Genomic DNA, 17129 nt, shown 5'->3' with positions numbered 1-17129 from the left:
TTGTGAGAAAATTTGTTGTATGCATGCTTCTCTGCGCGCTAGCTTAAGGTATGAATACATGAAAAGAAAATATTATTTATATTTGCTGGCGACTCTGTGCTGTGGGCTGATTTATGTCTCGCAGTGTTGGTCGCCTTCTTCGTATGGGTTGGTGCTGCGCCAAATCGGTGTCGACGATGATGGTATTGTTTTTGGCGAACCGCGGCCCATCCGCTCCGATGAGTGGGGCGTGGTAACGCCTCTCACTCAGGCGACCGTCAATAATGATTTCGAACGCTACAATAAGACCTCTTTCTATGGCGAGGACTTGAGAATAAATTATGGGCTACCAATCTTTGATTGGGGCATGTTATTCAAGCCAAGCATGTGGGGGTATTTGATTTTTGGTCCTGAATATGCCTATTCATTGCACTGGTTTGCAATGCTGGCTGCCTTTGTTGTTGGTTATGCATTGTTGTTCGAAAAAATAGGGCTTGGACGCGGGCAGGCATTGTTCCTTTCGGTCAGTCTCTATTTTACCGGATTTACTCAGTTCTGGTGGAATGAGAAGGGGCCAATCTTTTCTATATTCCCCTGGGTGGTTTTGGTTCTGCTGTCCCGCTTTTCTATTGTCGCTCGGCTTGGACTTTTTTATTGGCTTGGGACAACGTGGCTACTAACCAATTTTTATCCGCCCATTATCATATCCTTGGCTTTTGTTGGTGTGCTCCTTGTGCTGGCTCTTGGCCGCGACTGGTTAGCCCTCCGAAGGTTTTTGCCGCTGGTAATCACCTCTGCTGCTGCTTCAATAACAGCGGTAATGTATTTGAAGGACTATTTGCTCAAGTCAGCCTCAACACTTTATCCAGGCATGCGGAGTTTTGGGGGGGGGACAGTACCTTGGCAGGAGTGGTGGGCGCAGTTTTTTCCTTTCGCAACGTTCGATTGGCATTATGAAAGTGTAATTGGTCAGAATACTTCTGAAGTGGGTGTGGTCGGTTCGGCCATTGTGCTCATGGTGGTTTGTTTTTTGAATTACCAAAAAATTTACAGTGTGATTTTCGAGAAAGGAGAGAGTCGTTTTCACCTCATTGTTCTTGGAGTGGGCTACCTTCTGATGACGGCTTGGATGCTGCTACCAGTGCCCGCCTGGTTGGGACGATTGCTGTTTTGGAACAATGTTCAGCCAGAGCGCATGGAGTATGCGGCAGGTGTTGTTCTGCTGATGTTTACGGCTATCTTGGGCAGGGAAGCCGGAGTGCGGATAACTGGCAAGCGATTTGCTGCTTATCTGGTGCTAGTCGTTTCAGGTTGGGTGCTAATCAAGGGCGACTCCTTCAGGCTCGACCTAGATACTATGTTGTATCTCAGCAACGATCTGGTAGTCATACCTGTACTTGCAGTGGTCTTATTTTTCAATCGCTGGCTGCGAGTTAACCAGTACACGGCCTTGACTGCTGCTGCAGCGATTAGCGGCGCTGTGGTGCTTTTCGGTTTCAATCCGATCCAGTCGTCGAAGAATCTCTTTGTGCGGCACGATACGGATTTTATCAAGGGGCTTAATTCGGAGGTCCAGGGGGCGCCAGGTTTTCTGGCGTTCAGTGGCATGTTTGGGGCTACGCTGAATGGCTTGGGCTATGCTTCCGTATCGCACGTTACTCCAGTGCCTGCACTGGAATTCTGGCGTAAAAAATATCCGGATATGAAAGAGGAGGATTTTTTATCCATTTTCAACCGATATTCCCATATCCAGTTGACCTCAGAAGGAACGCCAAGGCTACTTCAGGCTGACGTTGTTGGTGTTCCGTTGGCGGATTTCTGGGAGAACCGGGTTGAAATACCTGTTTTCCGCTAATGGAAATGCGGCCCCCTTATGGCTTCAGCAGGGCGAGAGGGTATCGGGCGAAATTATTTCGAAGCGCTCTGGAGTCGTTCAGGCGTTTGATGTTTTTATTGGCAATGGGCATAACAGCTCGGATGGACTATTGAGTCTGAAGCTATGTGGAGTGACGGGATGTGTCGATTCCTCCAGGAGGCTTGTCGAGTCATTCGATAATGCTTTCCTGCGTTTCGATCTTGCCACTCCGATCACCGTGGGAAAAGAGTTTCCGGTTCGTTATGAGTTCCGCTGGGAGCGAGGAAAGACCCCGGTAGCCTTTTGGACCTACCCCAAAATATCTGAGCTGGTTACTATCTACGTAAACGGTGTGCCAGGTTCTTTGGTGCCGCGATTCAGGCTCAGATATACTTCTGACAAGAGTTTTTCCGTCAAATGAGAGGGTTGGAATGCTGTATCGCGGTCAACGGATTGCTTTGATAGTTCCTTGCTACAATGAGGAGGTGGCGGTAGGTACCGTCATTAGAGATTTTCGTGCCGCCATGCCGGAAATCGAAGTCTATATATTTGATAATAATTCCTCGGATAAAACTGCAGAAGTGGCAAGGGCAGAGGGAGCAAGAGTCATCTCCGTGCCCTTGAAAGGCAAGGGCAATGTGGTGCGGCGTATGTTTGCCGATGTCGAGGCGGATGTATACGTGATGGTGGACGGCGATGCTACCTATGACGCCAATTCAGTAGCCAAACTGGTCGATAAATTGCTGGATGAACAATTGGATATGGTGGTCGGCTGTAGAAAAGTCGATATGGCTATTGCCGGACATGCTTATCGAAATGGTCATCAATGGGGAAACCGCATGCTGACGCAGAGTGTCGCACGCACCTTTGGCGGGTCTTTTACAGACATGCTGACGGGATATCGGGCTTTCTCGCGCCGCTACGCCAAATCCTTTCCAGCACTCTCCCAGGGTTTCGAGACGGAAACGGAATTAACCGTGCACGCCCTAGAGTTACGGATGCCTTATGGCGAGATCATGACGCCTTATGGTGCGCGACCGGCAGGTTCGGTTAGCAAGTTGTCTACCTATCGGGATGGATGGCGAATTCTAAAGACCATCGGTCGGCTTTATGTCAGTGAGCGTCCGTTGGCTTTCTTTGGCATTTGTGCGGCTATCCTGGCGGCGACTTCGGTATTGCTTTCAATCCCTTTGTTGGAGGAATATTTGAGGTCGGGAGTCGTACCTCGACTACCGACTGCTGTATTGTCGGCTTCCATGATGGTGTCTGCATTGCTGGCGTTTTCATGCGGTCTGATTCTGGATAATGTAACCCGCGGTCGACATGAAATGAAGCGCCTGTCCTATCTCGCAATACCGGCGCCTAGTATTCAGAATGTGGCACATGAAAATCCTTCGTGAAATCGTATTGTTCGGTGTGAGCGGCGCTTTCGGCTTCGTTGTCGACGCAACGGTTTTATATATGCTCAAAGGCCCGATCGGGCCTTTTTATGGACGGATTTTCTCGTTCCTGGCCGCAGTATTCACCACTTGGCTGTTAAATCGATACTTCACGTTTCGCGAGCGGAAATCTGGCTTGTCGACCAGGCGGGAGTTCGTGGCCTACCTGCTGCTGATGCTCATCGGCGGAGGGGTCAACTATGGGGTCTACGCGTGGTTGATCGTTTCCAGTCAGTTTGCAAGTCAGTATCCGGTCGTGGGGGTGGCTGCAGGCAGTTTGGTTGGAATGTTCGTGAATCTGATCAATTCGCGTTATTTGCTCTATCGGTTCTATCAGCTGTAATTCTTCTACAGGTTCGATTCGGGGCTTGTCTCGATGAGCGCAATCGGGGCAAGCCTCCGCAATCTCCGCTTCATTCCATCTAGCGTTGCAATTCCCTGTGTATGAAGCGGTTCCAGGAAATGGGGTCGTCGGCGAGCAGGGACTTGTCATGGCCTTTTTTCGAGAGGACCGCCCAGCTCTGGCGCGGATGCGCCCAGTCGATGACTTCGAAGTCGAGGCCGCAGCGGGCGGCGAGGGTGGCCAGGGTTTGCGGCCGATAGTTCACGCAGCCGGGATAGATCCAACCGTTGCCGGGGTAGTCCTCGTCGGCCGGCAGGAAGGTGGCGAGGAGGGCGCCATCGTCTTTCAGGTGGAGGGCCACTTGCGACAGCCAGTGTTCGATCAGATCGAGACCGCAGTGGCTGAAGATCGACTGGGCGACGGCAAAGTCCAGTTCCAGAGACTTTTCGAATTCCTCCAGCGAAGTGCGGAAGGAAAAAACCGGCTGCTTGATGCGCACGAGATCCTGACCAATCTCGTTGGCGATGCCATCCTCCACCAGCCAGCGGTTGGGCTCCACGCCGATGTAGTGGCCGGGGTTGAGGTAGGGAATGAACAGCCGGCCGAGGCGCAGGGAGCCACAGCCAATGTCGAGCAGGCGGTGGTGCTGGCGCAGGCCGAGGCAGGTGAGCAGGTTGAAGACCATGGCGGCAATCAGGTCGTAATCCTGCGGTGGGCCGACATAGGCCCGGTAGTGTTCGTCTCCAGGGTTCAGGCCTAAACCTAGTCCGGCAGTTCCGGCTCGAATTCCCAATGGCTGTTGCGGCACGGTGACTCTCCTGAAGTGTATTTTCAATAGGCGGAAAAGTATAAGGGCATAGGGCATCGGCAAAAAAGCAAGGACATGGCTGCGATGAATACAGGTATTGGTAGCGACCGAGTAAAGGAAAAGGGCAGCCCGAGGGCTGCCCTTTTTTCAGCTTAACCGCTTCCGAACCGGAGTTAGAAAGTGTTGAAGCTGTTGCCGTCCTTGGAGGTGGTGTAGGACTGAACGTCCAGGCTCGGCACTTCGCCTTCGACCAGCAGGCGGATCTTGCCCTGGCCGGCCAGGGCGAAGCCCTTGGCGACGGCAGCGGCATAGATGTCGTCGATGCGAAGCTGGGTGGTGGAGGCACGCGCGTCCAGGGTGGCCGGCTGGCCTTCCACGTCGCTCAGGGCCAGGGAAACATTGCTACCGTCGTCGGCGATCACGGTGATATAGAACTTGCCGGCAAGGTTGGAAGTATTGCTGATACGCAAGTAGTTATCGTAGGCACCGCCCTCGCTCTTCGGCTTCAGGTTGAAGTTGACTAGCTCAGAAGCGCCGTTCTTCTCCAGCGAATCCAGATCGCCGGAAAGATCTGCTGCGGTGGAGTTGGTGGCGGCAGTCAGGTCCAGAGTTGCAGTGAAGTCGCTCTGGGCGATCGTGTCAGTGCCATTGGTGACGTAAACGACCTTGCCGAGATCATCTATGACATCGCCAACTGCTTCGACCGCGGCAGCGCTAGCCAGGGGGAAGGTGGCAGTGGTTGCGGTGAGGTCGGCCGGATCGATGGGTACCCCGCCCAGCGTGACATCCGCTGCCGAAGAGAAATCGCCGGTGATGACAATGGCGTTTTCGCTGGCAGTATCGGAAACCAGGTCCGCAATTGTGGTAGCCACACCACCCGTCCACAGTACGGTGTCGTCGACTTGAACGTCCACGTTGCCGAGAGTGGTTTCGGTATCGCCAGTGGCGCCGTCGAAGAACTTGGACTCTTGAGCGACATCGATCTTGTCAAGCTCCTCGTTCACCGAGGTCACTGCCAGGCTCAGTGCCTTGGCATAGCTGATCACAGAACCGCTCTTGCTGGCGAGAACCGCATCGCTGCCTGCCAGGGCGGCTACGCCGGTTTCGTACAGGCGATACTGGAGGCTGACGTTGCTGGCGGATTTGGCCAGGATACTCGGAGTGAATTCGAGCACTGCGTCAATGTCCAGAGCGGCACCTGCAGTGATTTCAAAAATTACATATTTCTTGTCTTCGGTGTCCACTGCGGATACGGCAGTAGTGACGTTCGCATTATCCAGGTCACCGGCTGCTACGTTGTCAACGTCGAATTCCGCACCGGTGATGTCGAAGCGAACGTAACGGACGTTGCCGATGCCAATGGAGAACCCGGTTTCCACATCAACGGTTTCCGGCAGAGTCAATGCGGTGCCGTCGGTGGCGAATTTGATTTCAGAGGCGTACTTGAGCGCTGCGTCGCTACCCAAGTCCAGAGCGAAAGCATTGGCGCTCAGAGCGGCAACAGCCAGAGCGAGCAGGGATTTCTTCATCATTGCGGAGTAACTCCAAGTCTCGATATATGACCCGTATACGGGTCGGTCCTTTACACCTGGAGGCCGACTTCTTGCCCGCCCTTTCCGGATGGGCGAGCGGGTGGCCTGCCAGGCGGGTCTCTGTACAGAGTTGGCCGAAGTGGATGGTAGCGAATGGATATCAAAGCGCAACCCTTGTGCCATCATTTTGTTGATGGAGGCGGCAAAAAATTGCCGCAAGTCAAGAAGGGCAATCCGATAGGCCGGCCAGAGCGGGACGCAGGGAGCGATGCTCATGGGCGGGGCAATTCATGCCGGACGGGCTGGAGCGCCCGCTCTAGAGCGCCAGCTCAAGGAGCCAGGGCGGCTGTCCATGGCGAACGGCCCGCCGTGCCTTGCGCCGGACCTGCAAAGCGGGGGCTGTCCTGCAGAACAAGGCGCCGGTTGATGGATGGCATTATGTAATCAAAGTGCCATATTTCCAAGGGTTATAAGAATACCGTCGAGTCCGCTACGAAGATCAAGGCATAGGCGCCCGGCCGGTTGGGGAGGGGCAGGCTGAAGGCCGGCGAGGACGACGCACGCCCGGCAGGTGCCGGGCGGGGAGCCGGATCAAGCGGGGGGCAGGCCATGGCGGGGCGCAGTGCCCCGCTGCCGGCAGGCGGGAGTCAGGGCTGGGCGGGCGCTATGGCGCCGTCCTCGTCATGGGCGGTGTAGGCCGGCGGCAGGCGGTGGCCGCCGCGGCGCTCCAAGGTTTCGCTGCTGTTCAGCGGCAACTGGTTGCGGTAGGTCCGGCTGAGGTCCTGGGCTTCGTCGAAGTCGCGGATGACGTAGGGGATGATCATCACGATCAGCTCGGTGCGGGTCTCGCTGTTGCTCTGCGACTTGAACAGGTTGCCGAGCCAGGGGATGTCGCCGAGCAGCGGCACGCCGGTGTCGCCCTTGCCCTTGTTGCTGGAAATCAGCCCGGCGAGCATCACCGAGCCGCCGTCGCGCAGGGTGAGGGCGGTTTCCACGCGGCGGTTGTTGATGATGGGAGTGAGGTTCTGCCCGGTGGAGGTGTCGGTGCTTTCGGAGAGCTCCTGGCTGATCTGCAGGTCGACCACGCCGCTGGCCTGCACGGTGGGCTTGATGCTGAGCAGCACGCCGGTCTTGCGGTACTGCACGGTCTGGGTGACGGGCGCGTTGGCGGTGTCGGTGGACTGGGTGGTGCCGGTGACCACGGGAATCTCGTTGCCCACCTCGATGAGCGCCTGCTCGCCGCTGCGCACCAGCAGCTTGGGGCTGGAGCGGATCACCGCCTGCTTGTTGTCGTAGAAGGCGTTGAGGGTCGCCTTGGTCTGCCCGGCGCTGTTCAGGGCGCTGATGTTCAGGCCGCTGGAGCCGATGCCGTTGGCGGTGCCGAACACCAGCGTCTTGCTGCCGAGGCTGCCGGTGATGTTCTGCCAGTCGATGCCGAGGCCTTCCTTGTCGTTGAGGTTCACCTCGGCGAGCAGCACGTCGATCATCACCGAGGGCACCGGGCGGTCCAGTTCTTCCAGGAGCGGGCGCAGCTTCAGCCATTCCTGGCCGCTGCCCTTGTAGATGATGGCGTTGCGGTTGGCATCGACCACCACGCTGCCCTGTTCCGGATTGCCGGTGACGGTGGTCGGGGCGTCGCTGCGGGCGCCCGCACCGGTGCCGGTGACGCTGCGGATCGGCCCGCGGGTGGCCAGGCTGTCGCCGGTGGCACTGCCGGTGGGTGTGACCGTGTTGCTGGTGTTCAGGCCGGTGTTCGGGATGGTCGCGCTGTAGCCGAGGGCACCGAGCATGCTGGCGATGCCGGCGGCCTGGGTGTTGCGCACCTGGTAGAGGAACAGGCCGCTCTCTACCTGTTCCTGGCTCTGGCGGTCGAGCAGGTCGACCCACTGGCGGGCGGTGGCGAGGATCGCCGGATCGGCGGCGAAGACGATCAGGCGCTGCAGCTCCTTGAGCTTGAGCACGATGACGCCGCCCAGCGGCGGGTTTTCCGAGACGTCGTAGCCTTCCGCCTGGAGCACCTTGACCAGTGCCGTGCCGAGCTCGTCGGCCGAGGAGTAGATCGGGCTGATGGCCAGGCTGTGGCTGCCCTTGAGGGCCGGCTGGTCGAACAGCTCGATGGCCTGGCTGGCCTGGCGGATCAGGTCGATGGGGCCGCGCAGCATCACCGCATTGGTCAGCGGGTCGCTGCTGATCTTCAGGCTGCTGCCGGCGAACATGTCCTTGAGCCAGTTGACCATGGAATCGCTGCGCACCACGCGCATGGGGATCTGCTGGAACACCGGGCGGTGCGACATGGGCACGTCGGGCAGGGCGCTGCCGCTGACCAGCAGGGGCAGGCTGTCGTTGGGGGTGTTGTCGGCGGGCTGGAAGAACAGCACGCTGTCCCGTTCGCTGACGGCGATGCCGTAGTTGGAGAGCACGAAGCGGGCGGTGGCGAACAGGTCGGCCGGCGGCTGCGGTTCGCTCAGGCGCAGGGAGACCAGGTCGGTCTTGCCCTGCAGTTCCGGGCTGATGTTGAAGGACAGGCCGAGGCGGTTGCCGAACACCTCGTTGATGAAGGCCGGCAGCGGGAAGTTGTTCAGGTTGAGGGCGATCGGCTCGCCGCTGAGGTCCTGCCCCAGGCTGTCGGCGCTGGCGGCGACGTAGCTGGGGCCCGAGCGGCGCTGGCCGGGCGTCATCTGGAAGCGCTGGGCCTTGCGCGTCTGTTCATCGCGGACCGTTTCGGCCTGCAGGTTGCTTTGGTATTTTTCCTGTTGCTGCGGCGGGCGCAGCGGCCCGGGCAGGGGCTCCGGGTTGGGGTCGATGGCGCAGCCCGCCAGCAGCAGGCTCAGGACAAGCAGGCTGAGGGGCTGGCGCGGGAGGCGCCGGGCAGGGGGTGCGGAGCGTGTGCGGCGGGTCATTCGCGGGTCTCGGTCATTGCGGCAGCCCGCGGGATGTCGACCGGGGCGGTTGTGTCGTCGAGGGGGTCGGGGTAAAGCGACAGCGCGCCCGTCTGCCCGTCGGCATCCTGCCAATGCAGCCGGGTTGGCTCGATGCGCTCGACCCGGCGCTGTCCGTCGAGGGCGTCGCCGGGGGCGAGGCTCAGGATGTTGCGCTGCGGGTCCTGGACCAGGGCGCTGTAGCGCCGGCCCTGGCGGATCACGCCGATCAGGGTCCAGGCCTGACGCTTGTCCTTGCCGGCCGCGGCCGCGGCCTCGGCGTCTGCGGTGGCTTTTTCCGGATCGGCCGGGGCCTTGCCGGGCCAGAAGGTGGCCAGCTCGCCGGGGAGGGCCGGTTGCCGGCGTTCGGCAGGTTCGGGCCAGTTCCAGGTATCGTCGCCAGCCGGCGCCGCCAGTGGGTCGGGCAGCGGCCACAGGTAGCCGAGCAGCGACAGGCCGGGCAGCAGGACGAGGGCGGGAAGGAGCGGGCGGAGCTTCACGGCGCGCTCCAGGGGCTGTACCAGACGCTGGCGATCAGCGAGAAGACCAGGTGCTTGCCCTGCTGCGCCTGCACGTTGAGGCTGTCGATGCGATAGCCAGGACTGCCGGCTTCCATGGCGGCGATCAGGTTGTAGAGCTGCTCGCCCTGGGCGTTGCCGGCCAGGCGTACCTGCAGGGGAATCAGGCGGGTGTCCGGGTCGGCCTTGCCGGCGGTGGACACCTCGATGCGGATCTGCTCCAGGCGCTGCCGCTCGAGCAAGGCCTTGGCGTTCGCCTGGATGTCGGCGCGGGCGAAGGCTTCGCTGTCGGCGCTGCCGAACAGGCCTTTGCGCTGGGTTTCGAGCTGGGCGCGGGCCTGTTCCAGGCGTTCGACCCAGGCGTCCTGGCTGGCCAGTTGGCGGGCATCGAGCAGTTCTTCGTGGAGGTCGGCAATGGTGGCATGCAGCTCGCGACGGCTGTCGCCGAGCAGCAGGTTGAGATAGAGCAGGGCGATCAGCGGAATGGCCATCAACCCGAGGCGCAGGCGCGGGTTGGCAGCCAGTTGCGTGCGGGTTTTCGCCCACTCCTGTTGCCACCAGTCCTTCATCGGGCGGACCTGTCCGGCAGAGGCGTGGCCTGGAGGGTGACCATGTCGTTGCGGGCTTCGGGCTGCACTTGCACGCCGCCGAGCAGGCCGGTGGCGTCCAGGCGCCTGACGTAGTCGCGCGGGTCGGGGCTGGGGTCGTGCAGGAAGATCTGCAGTCGGCCGGGCTGGTAGTCGTAGCGTTGCCAGAGACCGGCCGAGGGCGGCAGGGCCTGGCCGAGCCGGGCGATCAGTTCGCTCTGGCTGGCGCGCAGCAGGTCCTGGCGGAGTTGCCAGAGCTGGCGGTCCTGGAGGGCGCGGCGGCGCGCCTGGGCCTGCAGCTGGTTGCCCTCTTCGAGGCCGGCGAGCTGTTCTTGCAGGCTGTGCCGTTGCCGATTCAGGTCCAGCCAGGCGCCGGTCTGCAGCAGCAGGCCGGCGAGCAGCAGCGCGGCGCCGGCGCCAGCGCCGAGTTGCTGGAGCAACTGGCGATCGGCGCTCTGCAGCGGGCTGCGCTGGGTCAGGTCGAGCTGCAGCTGGCTGTCGGCGGTCACGGGCGTGACGTGCCAGCGGCTGTCGAGCAGTTGCTGGCTCTGCCAGCGTTGCCATTCCCGGCCGTGCAGACCGGCGACCAGGCGTTCGCCCGTGTGCAGCGGGAACGCCAGGCTGAGTGCGGAGTCGGGCAGGGTGCTGTAGCGGTCGCTGGCCGGCAGGCGTTCGCGCAGGGCCGCCTGGTCCCAGATCCACAGCTGGGCGCGGCTGCCTTGCCAGCAGGCGTAGTGGCCCGGTTCGGCGAAGGGGGAAAGCAGCAGTAATTGCTGCTGCAGTGCCTGGTTGCGCTTGCCGGCGGGGATCTTGTCGAAACTCAGGCTGAAGTGCAGGCACAGATCCCGCGACAGCAGGACGCGCGGGCGCAGGCCCGGATAGGCCTGCTGCCGGATGCTGGCGCGGTCAATCGTCCATTGCTGGCTCGAACAGCGGCGGGAAAGCCAGTGGTAGAGGCGTTGTGGAAGGCTGCCGCAGGTTGAAAGTAAAGAGGTAGTCAATTTCCCACGGGGCGAGTCTGGAGGCGGGCGTGGATGATAGCCCAAGCCATAATGGCTGTCTGCCTTCATTGGACCAGACCTGGATACGCAGGAAGGACGAGGCCTGACTGGGTGTTGCCAGCGGATCGAGCGGGATGATGCGGCCGAGGCGCTGGTTGGCCTCGGCAAGGCCGAGGAAGGGGCGGTTGCGTCGCTCGTCGGCAAGCGCCTGGGCGAGCGGCGCGTCGATGCCGGGGATGGTCTGCAGGACTTCCCGGGGCGCGGTATTGATGTTGTGCAACTGGCCGCTGCGGGCGGTGATCAGCGGCAGCAGGCGCTGGAGGTCGGTCTGCAGGGCAGCGCCGTCGAGCAGGTTGAAGACCTGTCCGGGGCTGATCATCAGGCGCTGCGGCGGGAGGGCGAGGCCCTGGCTGGCATAGTCGCTGGAGACGGCGCCGTTGAGGCGGCGCAGATCGTCCTGGTCGGTGTAGTCCTGCAACTGGTCGAGGAAGCGTTCGGCCTGCTGCACGGTCAGGCCGTGCTGCTGGAAGAGCGCGGTCCAGCGCTCGCGGTCGGGATCGAGCAGGCTGAGCAGCGAGCCCTCGTCCTGCAGGGCGAAGCGGCTGTCGCCGAGGCCAAGGTAGATCTGGCCGTCGACCTTCAGATGCGGCAGGGCGTTGACGTCGAGAGTGTGCCAGTTGCGGGAGAAGGGGTCGAACTCGTTGTCCGCCTGTGCGGCGGGAGCCTGCAGCAGATAGGCGTTCTGCACCAGCGGACGGGTTGCGACGATATGCAGCAGGGTGGCCAGGGTGGCCTCGCTGTCGAGCTGGCTCTGCAGGCGCTCGCGCAGCTGGTAGGTCTGCTCCAGGCGCTGTTCGGCGTAGTCGGCGATGAAGGCGGCGACCAGGGAGAGCACGGTCAGCAGGCCGAGTACGGCGATGAGGGCGAAACCGCGCTGGATGCCGGGATGGTGGAGCGCAGGCGGCGGGGAGCGGCGAGTTCCTGGCCGCGGGGTGCGCTGCAGGCCTCTCATCACATATCTCGATAGTCGGGGCGCGGAAAGGTGCGCCCGGACATGTTGACGTACCAGCGCAGCGGCGGCTCGCCGGGCGGGGTGACCTGCAGGAGGATGGCGCTGGGTATGCGCCCATCCGGGCGGGTGGACGGCTGTTCGGGGGCATCCGGCCAGCGCTCGATGGGGGCGCCCTGCAGCGAGCGGTAGACGAACTGCCCCTGGCTGCCGGCTGGCCAGGTGGCGATGAGCCATTGCGCCTGGCCGGGCTGGCTGTAGGTGAGTTGCAGTCGGCCGTTGGCGTCTTCGCTCAGTTGCCAGGCGAAGAAGCTGACCTGCCCGGGGAGGCCGAGCAGGGGGCGGTGGGTGACGCCGCCCAGGCTCCGGCTGTCGCCTCTGAACTGGCGCGGCGGGTCGAGTTCGGCCTGGGTGCCGGCGAGGGTCTCGGCGAACCAGCCGTAGCCGAGTTCGAGGGGGATGCTTTCGAGCTGCCGACGCTGGACCCGTTCGTAGAGGCTCAGGGCATTGCCGAAGCCTTGCATGAGGAGGCTGCCGATCAGGGCGAGCAGGGTCATGACGACCAGCAGTTCGAGCAGGGTCATGCCGCGTTGGCGGGCCGGGAGGCGGGTTTCAAAGGCACCCCTTTCAAGGTCTTGCACTTTCCCATGGGGGGAGAGCCGGGGGAGTGCGGTTGATACCGTTTCGGTAGGAGCGAATTTATTCGCGATGCCTCTGCTCTTGCCGCCAATCGCAGATAAATCTGCTCCTGCAGCCTTGCCGGCAAGCAGCCGATCGGCGTTCGGCTGAAGACCTTGAAAGGGCTGGGTTTCAGAGGCCATCGGCAGGATCGGGCAGGCCGGGTTTCAGCCGGTAGTTGACGATGCGGGTATGCAGGGCCGGCAGGCTGCGTGTCGCCGAGCGGGCCGTCAGGCTGACGGCATAGAGCGAGAGCAGGAAGTTGCTGCCGCCATATTCGGCGCTGCGGGTGCTGTCCGTTTCGAGGGCGCTGGCCTGCCAGTCGACGCTGATGGCGCCCGAGCCGAAGGTGCCGGTGGGGCGCTGGGCCAGATCGACGGTTTTCAGGTACTGCATGGCGCTTTTCAGCGCGGGGCTGGCATCCACGTAGAGTTCTGCGCGTTGCAGTTGCAGCAGGCTGGTATTGATCCAGGCGAACAGCGCCATGCAGGCGCCGGCGAGGATGACCAGGGCGACGATGGCTTCGAGCAGGGAAAATCCCCGTTGTCGTTTCGGTACTGGACGGCCAGCGCGGCAGGCGGGCATTTCAGGAGGACCACTGACAGAATGGCGGCAGCAGGTGGACGCTGTGACGGTGGATTTCACCCTGCCAGATTTCGATCTGGCCGCCGAGGCAGCTGCCGTTGCTCTGGTAGATGATCGGCGGGTTGGCAGTCGCGCGCCAGGCGTCGGGCAGCTCGACAGGGGCGCCCCGCTCGTCGATGCGCAGCAGGCTGCCGCTACGCAGGGCGAGCAAGGGGATGCCGTTGACTTTCTGGCGCACTTCGAGCAGTTGGTTCTTGAGAGTCAGCTTGTCGCCCATGTCGATGAAGCGGGGGGCGACGACACCGGCTATCAGGCCGATGAGGCTGAGCACGACCAGCAGTTCGAGCAGGGTGAAGGCGCGCTGCTGCCGCATTTATTTTTCCAGGATGCCTATGTCGCTATCCTGGCCTTCGCCGCCGGGCTTGCCGTCGGCGCCGAAGGAGTAGAGGGCAAAGCCCTGCAGGTTGTCGACCGGAGCCTTGTACTCGTAGGGATTGCTCCAGGGGTCTTTCGGCAGTTCGTCTTCCAGATAGGGGCCTTGCCAGTTCCGGGTGTCGCCGGGGGCTTTCATGAGGGCGGCGAGACCTTGCGCGGTGGTGGGATAGGAGCCCACGTCGAGCCGGTAGGTTTGCAGCGAGCCGCGCAGCATCTTGACCTGGGTTTCCGCCGTCTTGATCTTGGACTTGTCCACGTTGGAGAACAGACGTGGGCCGACCAGGCCGGCCAGCATGCCGAGGATCACCAGGACGACGAGCAGTTCGATGAGGGTGAAGCCCCGTTGCCGGGTGCGATGGCGAATAAGCGGTTTCATGGGAGTGGTGGTTTCCGGTGGGTTTAGATGGCCAGGTCGTTGACGCTGGTGATGGCCAGGATGATGCCAAGGATGATAACGCCGATGACCGAGCCGATCAGCAGGATGGCGGCCGGTTCGATCAGGGCCAGCAGTTTCTTCATGCGGTTCTTGCTGTTGTCTTCGTACAGGCTGGCCAGGGAGGACAACATTTCTGCCGCGCGGCCGGTACGTTCGCCGACCTTTACCAGGTTGATGCCGGTGCGGTTCAGCGTATGGGTTTCGGCCAGGGCGCTGGAGACGCTTTTGCCCGAGCGCACCAGACGAATGACTTCCTGCATGGCGGCGCGCCGGCGGGGGATGCGCATGGCGTGGGTCGAAAGCTCGAGGGCTGCGAGCAGGTCGACCTTGCAGCCCAGCATGGCGGACAGGGTATAGGACCAACTGGCCATGTCGGTTTCGTTGAGCCAGCGGCCGATGACTGGCAGGCGCGACAGCCAGTTGGTCAGGCCGGCGCGAAGGCGGGGCTGGCGCAGGGCGCCGATGGCGCCGGCGAGCGCGGTCGCGAGTCCGGCCAGCAGCAGATCCCAGTGGGCATTGAACCAGGTGCCGGTGGTCAGGACGAAGGTGGCCAGCCAGGGCAGATCGGTTGCGTTCTTGGCGAGCATGCCGCTGAACTTGGGGACGACAACGATGAACATGAGCAGAACGGCGGCAACGCCGGAGACCACCAGAATGGCCGGGTAGGTCAGGGCGTTGCGCAGTTCGTTGGCGGTGCGCTCGTCATATTCCATTTTTTCCTGGGCGCGCTTGAGTGCGCCAGCCAGGTCGCCGGTGAGTTCGCCGGCCTTGACCAGGTGCAGCAGGTAGCCGGGGAGCGGCAGGCCGCAGTTGGCCAGCGCCTCCGAGAAGGATTCGCCGTGCTGCAGGGCACGGGCGATACCGGCAAAGGCATGATCGATCTTTTCGTGGTGGCCGGCATCGACCATGGCTTCGATGGATTCGGCGATGGAAACTTCGGATTCGATCAGCCGGGTGAGCTCATGCAGCGCCTGGGTGATGTGCTGCCGGGTCAGGCGGGGCGTAAAAATGCCGGGCTTGCGCTTGTCTTCCAGGGGGTTGAGTTCGACCGGGGTGATGTTCTTGGCCTGCAGCTGGCGCAAGGCTTCGAGCTTGCCATTGGCTTCCAGCAGGCCGGTCTGCCGCTCTCCCTGGGCATCGAAGCCTTCGTAGGCGAATTTCATGGTGCGAACCTGATTTGGGACGTCTGCGCCTGTTAGGGGGCGGCATTGTAGAGGATTGGCGTTTTTTTGGGGAAAGCCCTGCGCCTGAAAGAAAGATAGAATGCCCGGCTATGTGCATGAGTACCCCGTGGGTTTGGGGGTGCTTTCCCGCTGGTATTCCGAGGGTTGGCGATGAGGTTGGGTGAGCGGCTGGTCCGGGCCGGGCTGGTCAGTGAGGATGATGTGCAGCGTGCCTTGGGCCTGCAGCGGCATGCGGGAGGCCGGCTCGGTTCCATTTTCATTCGCATGGGGGCGCTTTCCGAGGATGCCCTGCTGGGCGTGCTGCATGAGCAGCTGGGCCTGCCCGTCATGGAGGGCGCCGATATGCCGGCCCCGGCTACTGTCTATGCTTGCATGTCCGGCCTTTCGCTGCGGCTCGACTGGCTGCTCGACAACAATGTTCTGTTGTGGGAGGAGGTCGACAGGCTGCATGTACTGGCCAAGGATCCGAACGATTCGCGGGTCGTGGATCTGCTGAGTTATTCCTTCGGTGACCGGGAGCTGGTGCGCTATCTGGCTCGCGCCCAGGATGTGGACAATCTCGTCGACCAGGTACGCAAGGAGAGCGCCGTATCGAATTTGTTCCGTGACGACAGCCAGACTCTCAAGAGCCTGATCGAGGAGGCTCCGGTCGTCGAGCTGGTGAACAACCTGCTGGCGCAGGCGGTCGATTCGGGAGCCTCGGATATTCATGTCGAGCCGGAGGAAACCCGCTTTACGGTGAGGATGCGGGTCGATGGCGTCCTGCACACGCGGATGGTGCAGCCCTATGAGCGCTACCCCGCGATCGGTTCGCGCATCAAGTTGATTGCCGGGCTGGATATCGCCGAGAAACGCTTGCCGCAGGATGGCCGCATTACTTTGCGCCTGAGTGGCAAGGATATGGATATCCGGGTTTCTACGGCGCCGGGGGTCTTTGGCGAATCGATTGTGATGCGCCTGTTGCCGAAGAACCGCGGAGCCTTGTCGTTGGGCGGTCTGGGCTTCGAGTCCGATCATATCGAGCTGCTCAGGCAGTGGCTGGCATTCCCCAACGGCATCGTGCTGGTAACCGGGCCCACCGGCTCCGGCAAGTCCACGACCCTATACTCGGCGCTCGAGGAGATGCGCGATGGCAGCAACAAGATCATCACGGTGGAGGACCCGGTGGAGTATCAGGTGCCGGGCGTGACGCAGATTCAGGCGCATGCGGAAATCGGCTACACCTTCGCCCGCGCGCTGCGGGCCATCCTGCGCCAGGACCCGGATACCATCATGATCGGTGAAATTCGCGATCTGGATACCGCGCAGATCGCTATCCAGTCTGCCCTGACCGGGCATCTGGTGCTGTCGACCCTGCATACCAATGATGCGGCTTCGGCTTTTACCCGGCTGGTGGACATGGGGCTGGAGCCTTTTCTGGTAGCCGCTTCGGTGCGTGGCGTGCAGGCGCAGCGCCTGGTGCGCAAGCTCTGCGAGCATTGTGCGGTGAGCGACGAGGCGCCGGCCCTGCCGGCTGCCTGGCAGGCCATGGGACGCAGTGCCGCGGAGGGCAGCTGGAAGCGGGCGTGCGGGTGTGCGCATTGCCACCAGACCGGCTATCGCGGCCGGATGGGCATATACGAACTGGTCCCCCTGACCGGTCCCCTGCAGCAGCTGGTCAATCGCCAGGCGCCCTTGCAGGAGATGAAGGCGCTGATCAAGAGCCAGGGGCATCGGGGGTTGCTGGAGGATGGGCTGATCAAGGCCAGCAAGGGCTTGACCAGCATCGAGGAGGTTATGCGTGTTGCTTATGTCGAACAGGAATTCTGACGAGGTATCAGGA

17 protein-coding genes are annotated in these 17129 nt (G+C 61.8%); 5 read left to right on the top strand and 12 right to left on the bottom strand.

Annotated elements, in window-relative coordinates; all coding sequences use genetic code 11:
• The first annotated feature begins 58 nt into the window (after nucleotides 1–58).
• Genes ACYVD0_RS21125 through ACYVD0_RS21110 form a run of 4 tightly spaced genes read left to right on the top strand, consistent with a single transcriptional unit; the run spans nucleotide 59 to nucleotide 3616 of the window.
• On the top strand, nucleotides 59–1834 hold the full coding sequence (locus tag ACYVD0_RS21125) for a DUF7657 domain-containing protein (RefSeq protein ID WP_460428623.1): 1776 nt from the start codon (nucleotides 59–61) through the stop codon (nucleotides 1832–1834).
• On the top strand, nucleotides 1812–2255 hold the full coding sequence (locus ACYVD0_RS21120; RefSeq protein ID WP_460428622.1) for a hypothetical protein: 444 nt from the start codon (nucleotides 1812–1814) through the stop codon (nucleotides 2253–2255). Before ACYVD0_RS21125 ends, ACYVD0_RS21120 begins: the two co-directional genes overlap by 23 nt.
• 10 nt (nucleotides 2256–2265) lie before the next feature.
• Nucleotides 2266–3234: a glycosyltransferase family 2 protein gene (locus ACYVD0_RS21115; RefSeq protein WP_460428621.1), complete on the top strand. Its 969-nt coding sequence runs from the start codon at nucleotides 2266–2268 to the stop codon at nucleotides 3232–3234.
• Complete coding sequence (locus ACYVD0_RS21110) at nucleotides 3218–3616, top strand: GtrA family protein (RefSeq protein WP_460428620.1); 399 nt, start codon at nucleotides 3218–3220, stop codon at nucleotides 3614–3616. The genes ACYVD0_RS21115 and ACYVD0_RS21110 overlap by 17 nt, the downstream gene beginning before the upstream one ends.
• Before the next feature lie 79 nt (nucleotides 3617–3695).
• Here the strand turns inward: ACYVD0_RS21110 and ACYVD0_RS21105 are convergent, their stop codons facing one another.
• The 12 genes from ACYVD0_RS21105 to ACYVD0_RS21050 form a co-directional block, all read right to left on the bottom strand.
• Complete coding sequence (locus ACYVD0_RS21105) at nucleotides 3696–4424, bottom strand: class I SAM-dependent methyltransferase (RefSeq protein WP_460428619.1); 729 nt, start codon at nucleotides 4422–4424, stop codon at nucleotides 3696–3698.
• Nucleotides 4425–4597: 173 nt separating this feature from the next.
• Nucleotides 4598–5956 carry a hypothetical protein gene (locus ACYVD0_RS21100; protein WP_460428618.1) on the bottom strand — a complete coding sequence of 453 codons (1359 nt, stop codon included), beginning with the start codon at nucleotides 5954–5956 and terminating at the stop codon, nucleotides 4598–4600.
• Nucleotides 5957–6603: 647 nt separating this feature from the next.
• Complete coding sequence (locus tag ACYVD0_RS21095; protein ID WP_460428617.1) at nucleotides 6604–8856, bottom strand: secretin N-terminal domain-containing protein; 2253 nt, start codon at nucleotides 8854–8856, stop codon at nucleotides 6604–6606.
• Nucleotides 8853–9374: a hypothetical protein gene (locus ACYVD0_RS21090; RefSeq protein WP_460428616.1), complete on the bottom strand. Its 522-nt coding sequence runs from the start codon at nucleotides 9372–9374 to the stop codon at nucleotides 8853–8855. The genes ACYVD0_RS21095 and ACYVD0_RS21090 overlap by 4 nt, the downstream gene beginning before the upstream one ends.
• The gene (locus ACYVD0_RS21085; RefSeq protein WP_460428615.1) at nucleotides 9371–9961 is read right to left on the bottom strand and encodes a GspMb/PilO family protein; all 591 of its coding nucleotides are present in this window, start codon (nucleotides 9959–9961) and stop codon (nucleotides 9371–9373) included. Before ACYVD0_RS21085 ends, ACYVD0_RS21090 begins: the two co-directional genes overlap by 4 nt.
• On the bottom strand, nucleotides 9958–10980 hold the full coding sequence (locus ACYVD0_RS21080) for a hypothetical protein (protein ID WP_460428614.1): 1023 nt from the start codon (nucleotides 10978–10980) through the stop codon (nucleotides 9958–9960). Before ACYVD0_RS21080 ends, ACYVD0_RS21085 begins: the two co-directional genes overlap by 4 nt.
• Nucleotides 10886–11992, bottom strand: a complete 1107-nt coding sequence (locus ACYVD0_RS21075; RefSeq protein ID WP_460428613.1) for a type II secretion system minor pseudopilin — start codon at nucleotides 11990–11992, stop codon at nucleotides 10886–10888. Before ACYVD0_RS21075 ends, ACYVD0_RS21080 begins: the two co-directional genes overlap by 95 nt.
• Nucleotides 11992–12630, bottom strand: coding sequence for a PulJ/GspJ family protein (locus ACYVD0_RS21070; RefSeq protein ID WP_460428612.1), 639 nt, complete (start codon nucleotides 12628–12630; stop codon nucleotides 11992–11994). Before ACYVD0_RS21070 ends, ACYVD0_RS21075 begins: the two co-directional genes overlap by 1 nt.
• Before the next feature lie 169 nt (nucleotides 12631–12799).
• Nucleotides 12800–13252, bottom strand: coding sequence for a type IV pilus modification PilV family protein (locus ACYVD0_RS21065; protein ID WP_460428611.1), 453 nt, complete (start codon nucleotides 13250–13252; stop codon nucleotides 12800–12802).
• 1 nt (nucleotide 13253) lies between these two features.
• On the bottom strand, nucleotides 13254–13625 hold the full coding sequence (locus ACYVD0_RS21060) for a prepilin-type N-terminal cleavage/methylation domain-containing protein (RefSeq protein ID WP_460428610.1): 372 nt from the start codon (nucleotides 13623–13625) through the stop codon (nucleotides 13254–13256).
• Nucleotides 13626–14063: a type II secretion system protein GspG gene (gene gspG, locus ACYVD0_RS21055; protein ID WP_460428609.1), complete on the bottom strand. Its 438-nt coding sequence runs from the start codon at nucleotides 14061–14063 to the stop codon at nucleotides 13626–13628.
• Nucleotides 14064–14086: 23 nt separating this feature from the next.
• A complete protein-coding gene (locus ACYVD0_RS21050) occupies nucleotides 14087–15286 on the bottom strand; it encodes a type II secretion system F family protein (protein WP_460428608.1) in 1200 nt (399 codons plus the stop codon).
• Nucleotides 15287–15457: 171 nt separating this feature from the next.
• Between ACYVD0_RS21050 and ACYVD0_RS21045 the strand changes: the two genes are divergently transcribed.
• Complete coding sequence (locus ACYVD0_RS21045; RefSeq protein ID WP_460428607.1) at nucleotides 15458–17116, top strand: GspE/PulE family protein; 1659 nt, start codon at nucleotides 15458–15460, stop codon at nucleotides 17114–17116.
• Nucleotides 17117–17129: the final 13 nt, after the last annotated feature.

The sequence above is a fragment of the Azotobacter armeniacus genome (genome assembly GCF_054779355.1).
The sequence above is the reverse complement of the archived record's forward strand: the minus strand, read 5'-3'. Positions and strand labels throughout refer to the sequence as shown.

Excerpts from the sequence above, each read along its gene's own strand:
- ACYVD0_RS21125 (WP_460428623.1), top strand. The coding sequence starts at position 59 with ATGAAAAGAAAATATTATTTATATTTGCTGGCGACTCTGTGCTGTGGG.
- ACYVD0_RS21115 (WP_460428621.1), top strand. The coding sequence starts at position 2,266 with ATGCTGTATCGCGGTCAACGGATTGCTTTGATAGTTCCTTGCTACAAT.
- ACYVD0_RS21110 (WP_460428620.1), top strand. The coding sequence starts at position 3,218 with ATGAAAATCCTTCGTGAAATCGTATTGTTCGGTGTGAGCGGCGCTTTC.
- ACYVD0_RS21100 (WP_460428618.1), bottom strand. The coding sequence starts at position 5,956 with ATGATGAAGAAATCCCTGCTCGCTCTGGCTGTTGCCGCTCTGAGCGCC.
- ACYVD0_RS21095 (WP_460428617.1), bottom strand. The coding sequence starts at position 8,856 with ATGACCCGCCGCACACGCTCCGCACCCCCTGCCCGGCGCCTCCCGCGC.
- ACYVD0_RS21085 (WP_460428615.1), bottom strand. The coding sequence starts at position 9,961 with ATGAAGGACTGGTGGCAACAGGAGTGGGCGAAAACCCGCACGCAACTG.
- ACYVD0_RS21075 (WP_460428613.1), bottom strand. The coding sequence starts at position 11,992 with ATGAGAGGCCTGCAGCGCACCCCGCGGCCAGGAACTCGCCGCTCCCCG.
- ACYVD0_RS21065 (WP_460428611.1), bottom strand. The coding sequence starts at position 13,252 with ATGCCCGCCTGCCGCGCTGGCCGTCCAGTACCGAAACGACAACGGGGA.
- ACYVD0_RS21060 (WP_460428610.1), bottom strand. The coding sequence starts at position 13,625 with ATGCGGCAGCAGCGCGCCTTCACCCTGCTCGAACTGCTGGTCGTGCTC.
- gspG (WP_460428609.1), bottom strand. The coding sequence starts at position 14,063 with ATGAAACCGCTTATTCGCCATCGCACCCGGCAACGGGGCTTCACCCTC.
- ACYVD0_RS21050 (WP_460428608.1), bottom strand. The coding sequence starts at position 15,286 with ATGAAATTCGCCTACGAAGGCTTCGATGCCCAGGGAGAGCGGCAGACC.
- ACYVD0_RS21045 (WP_460428607.1), top strand. The coding sequence starts at position 15,458 with ATGAGGTTGGGTGAGCGGCTGGTCCGGGCCGGGCTGGTCAGTGAGGAT.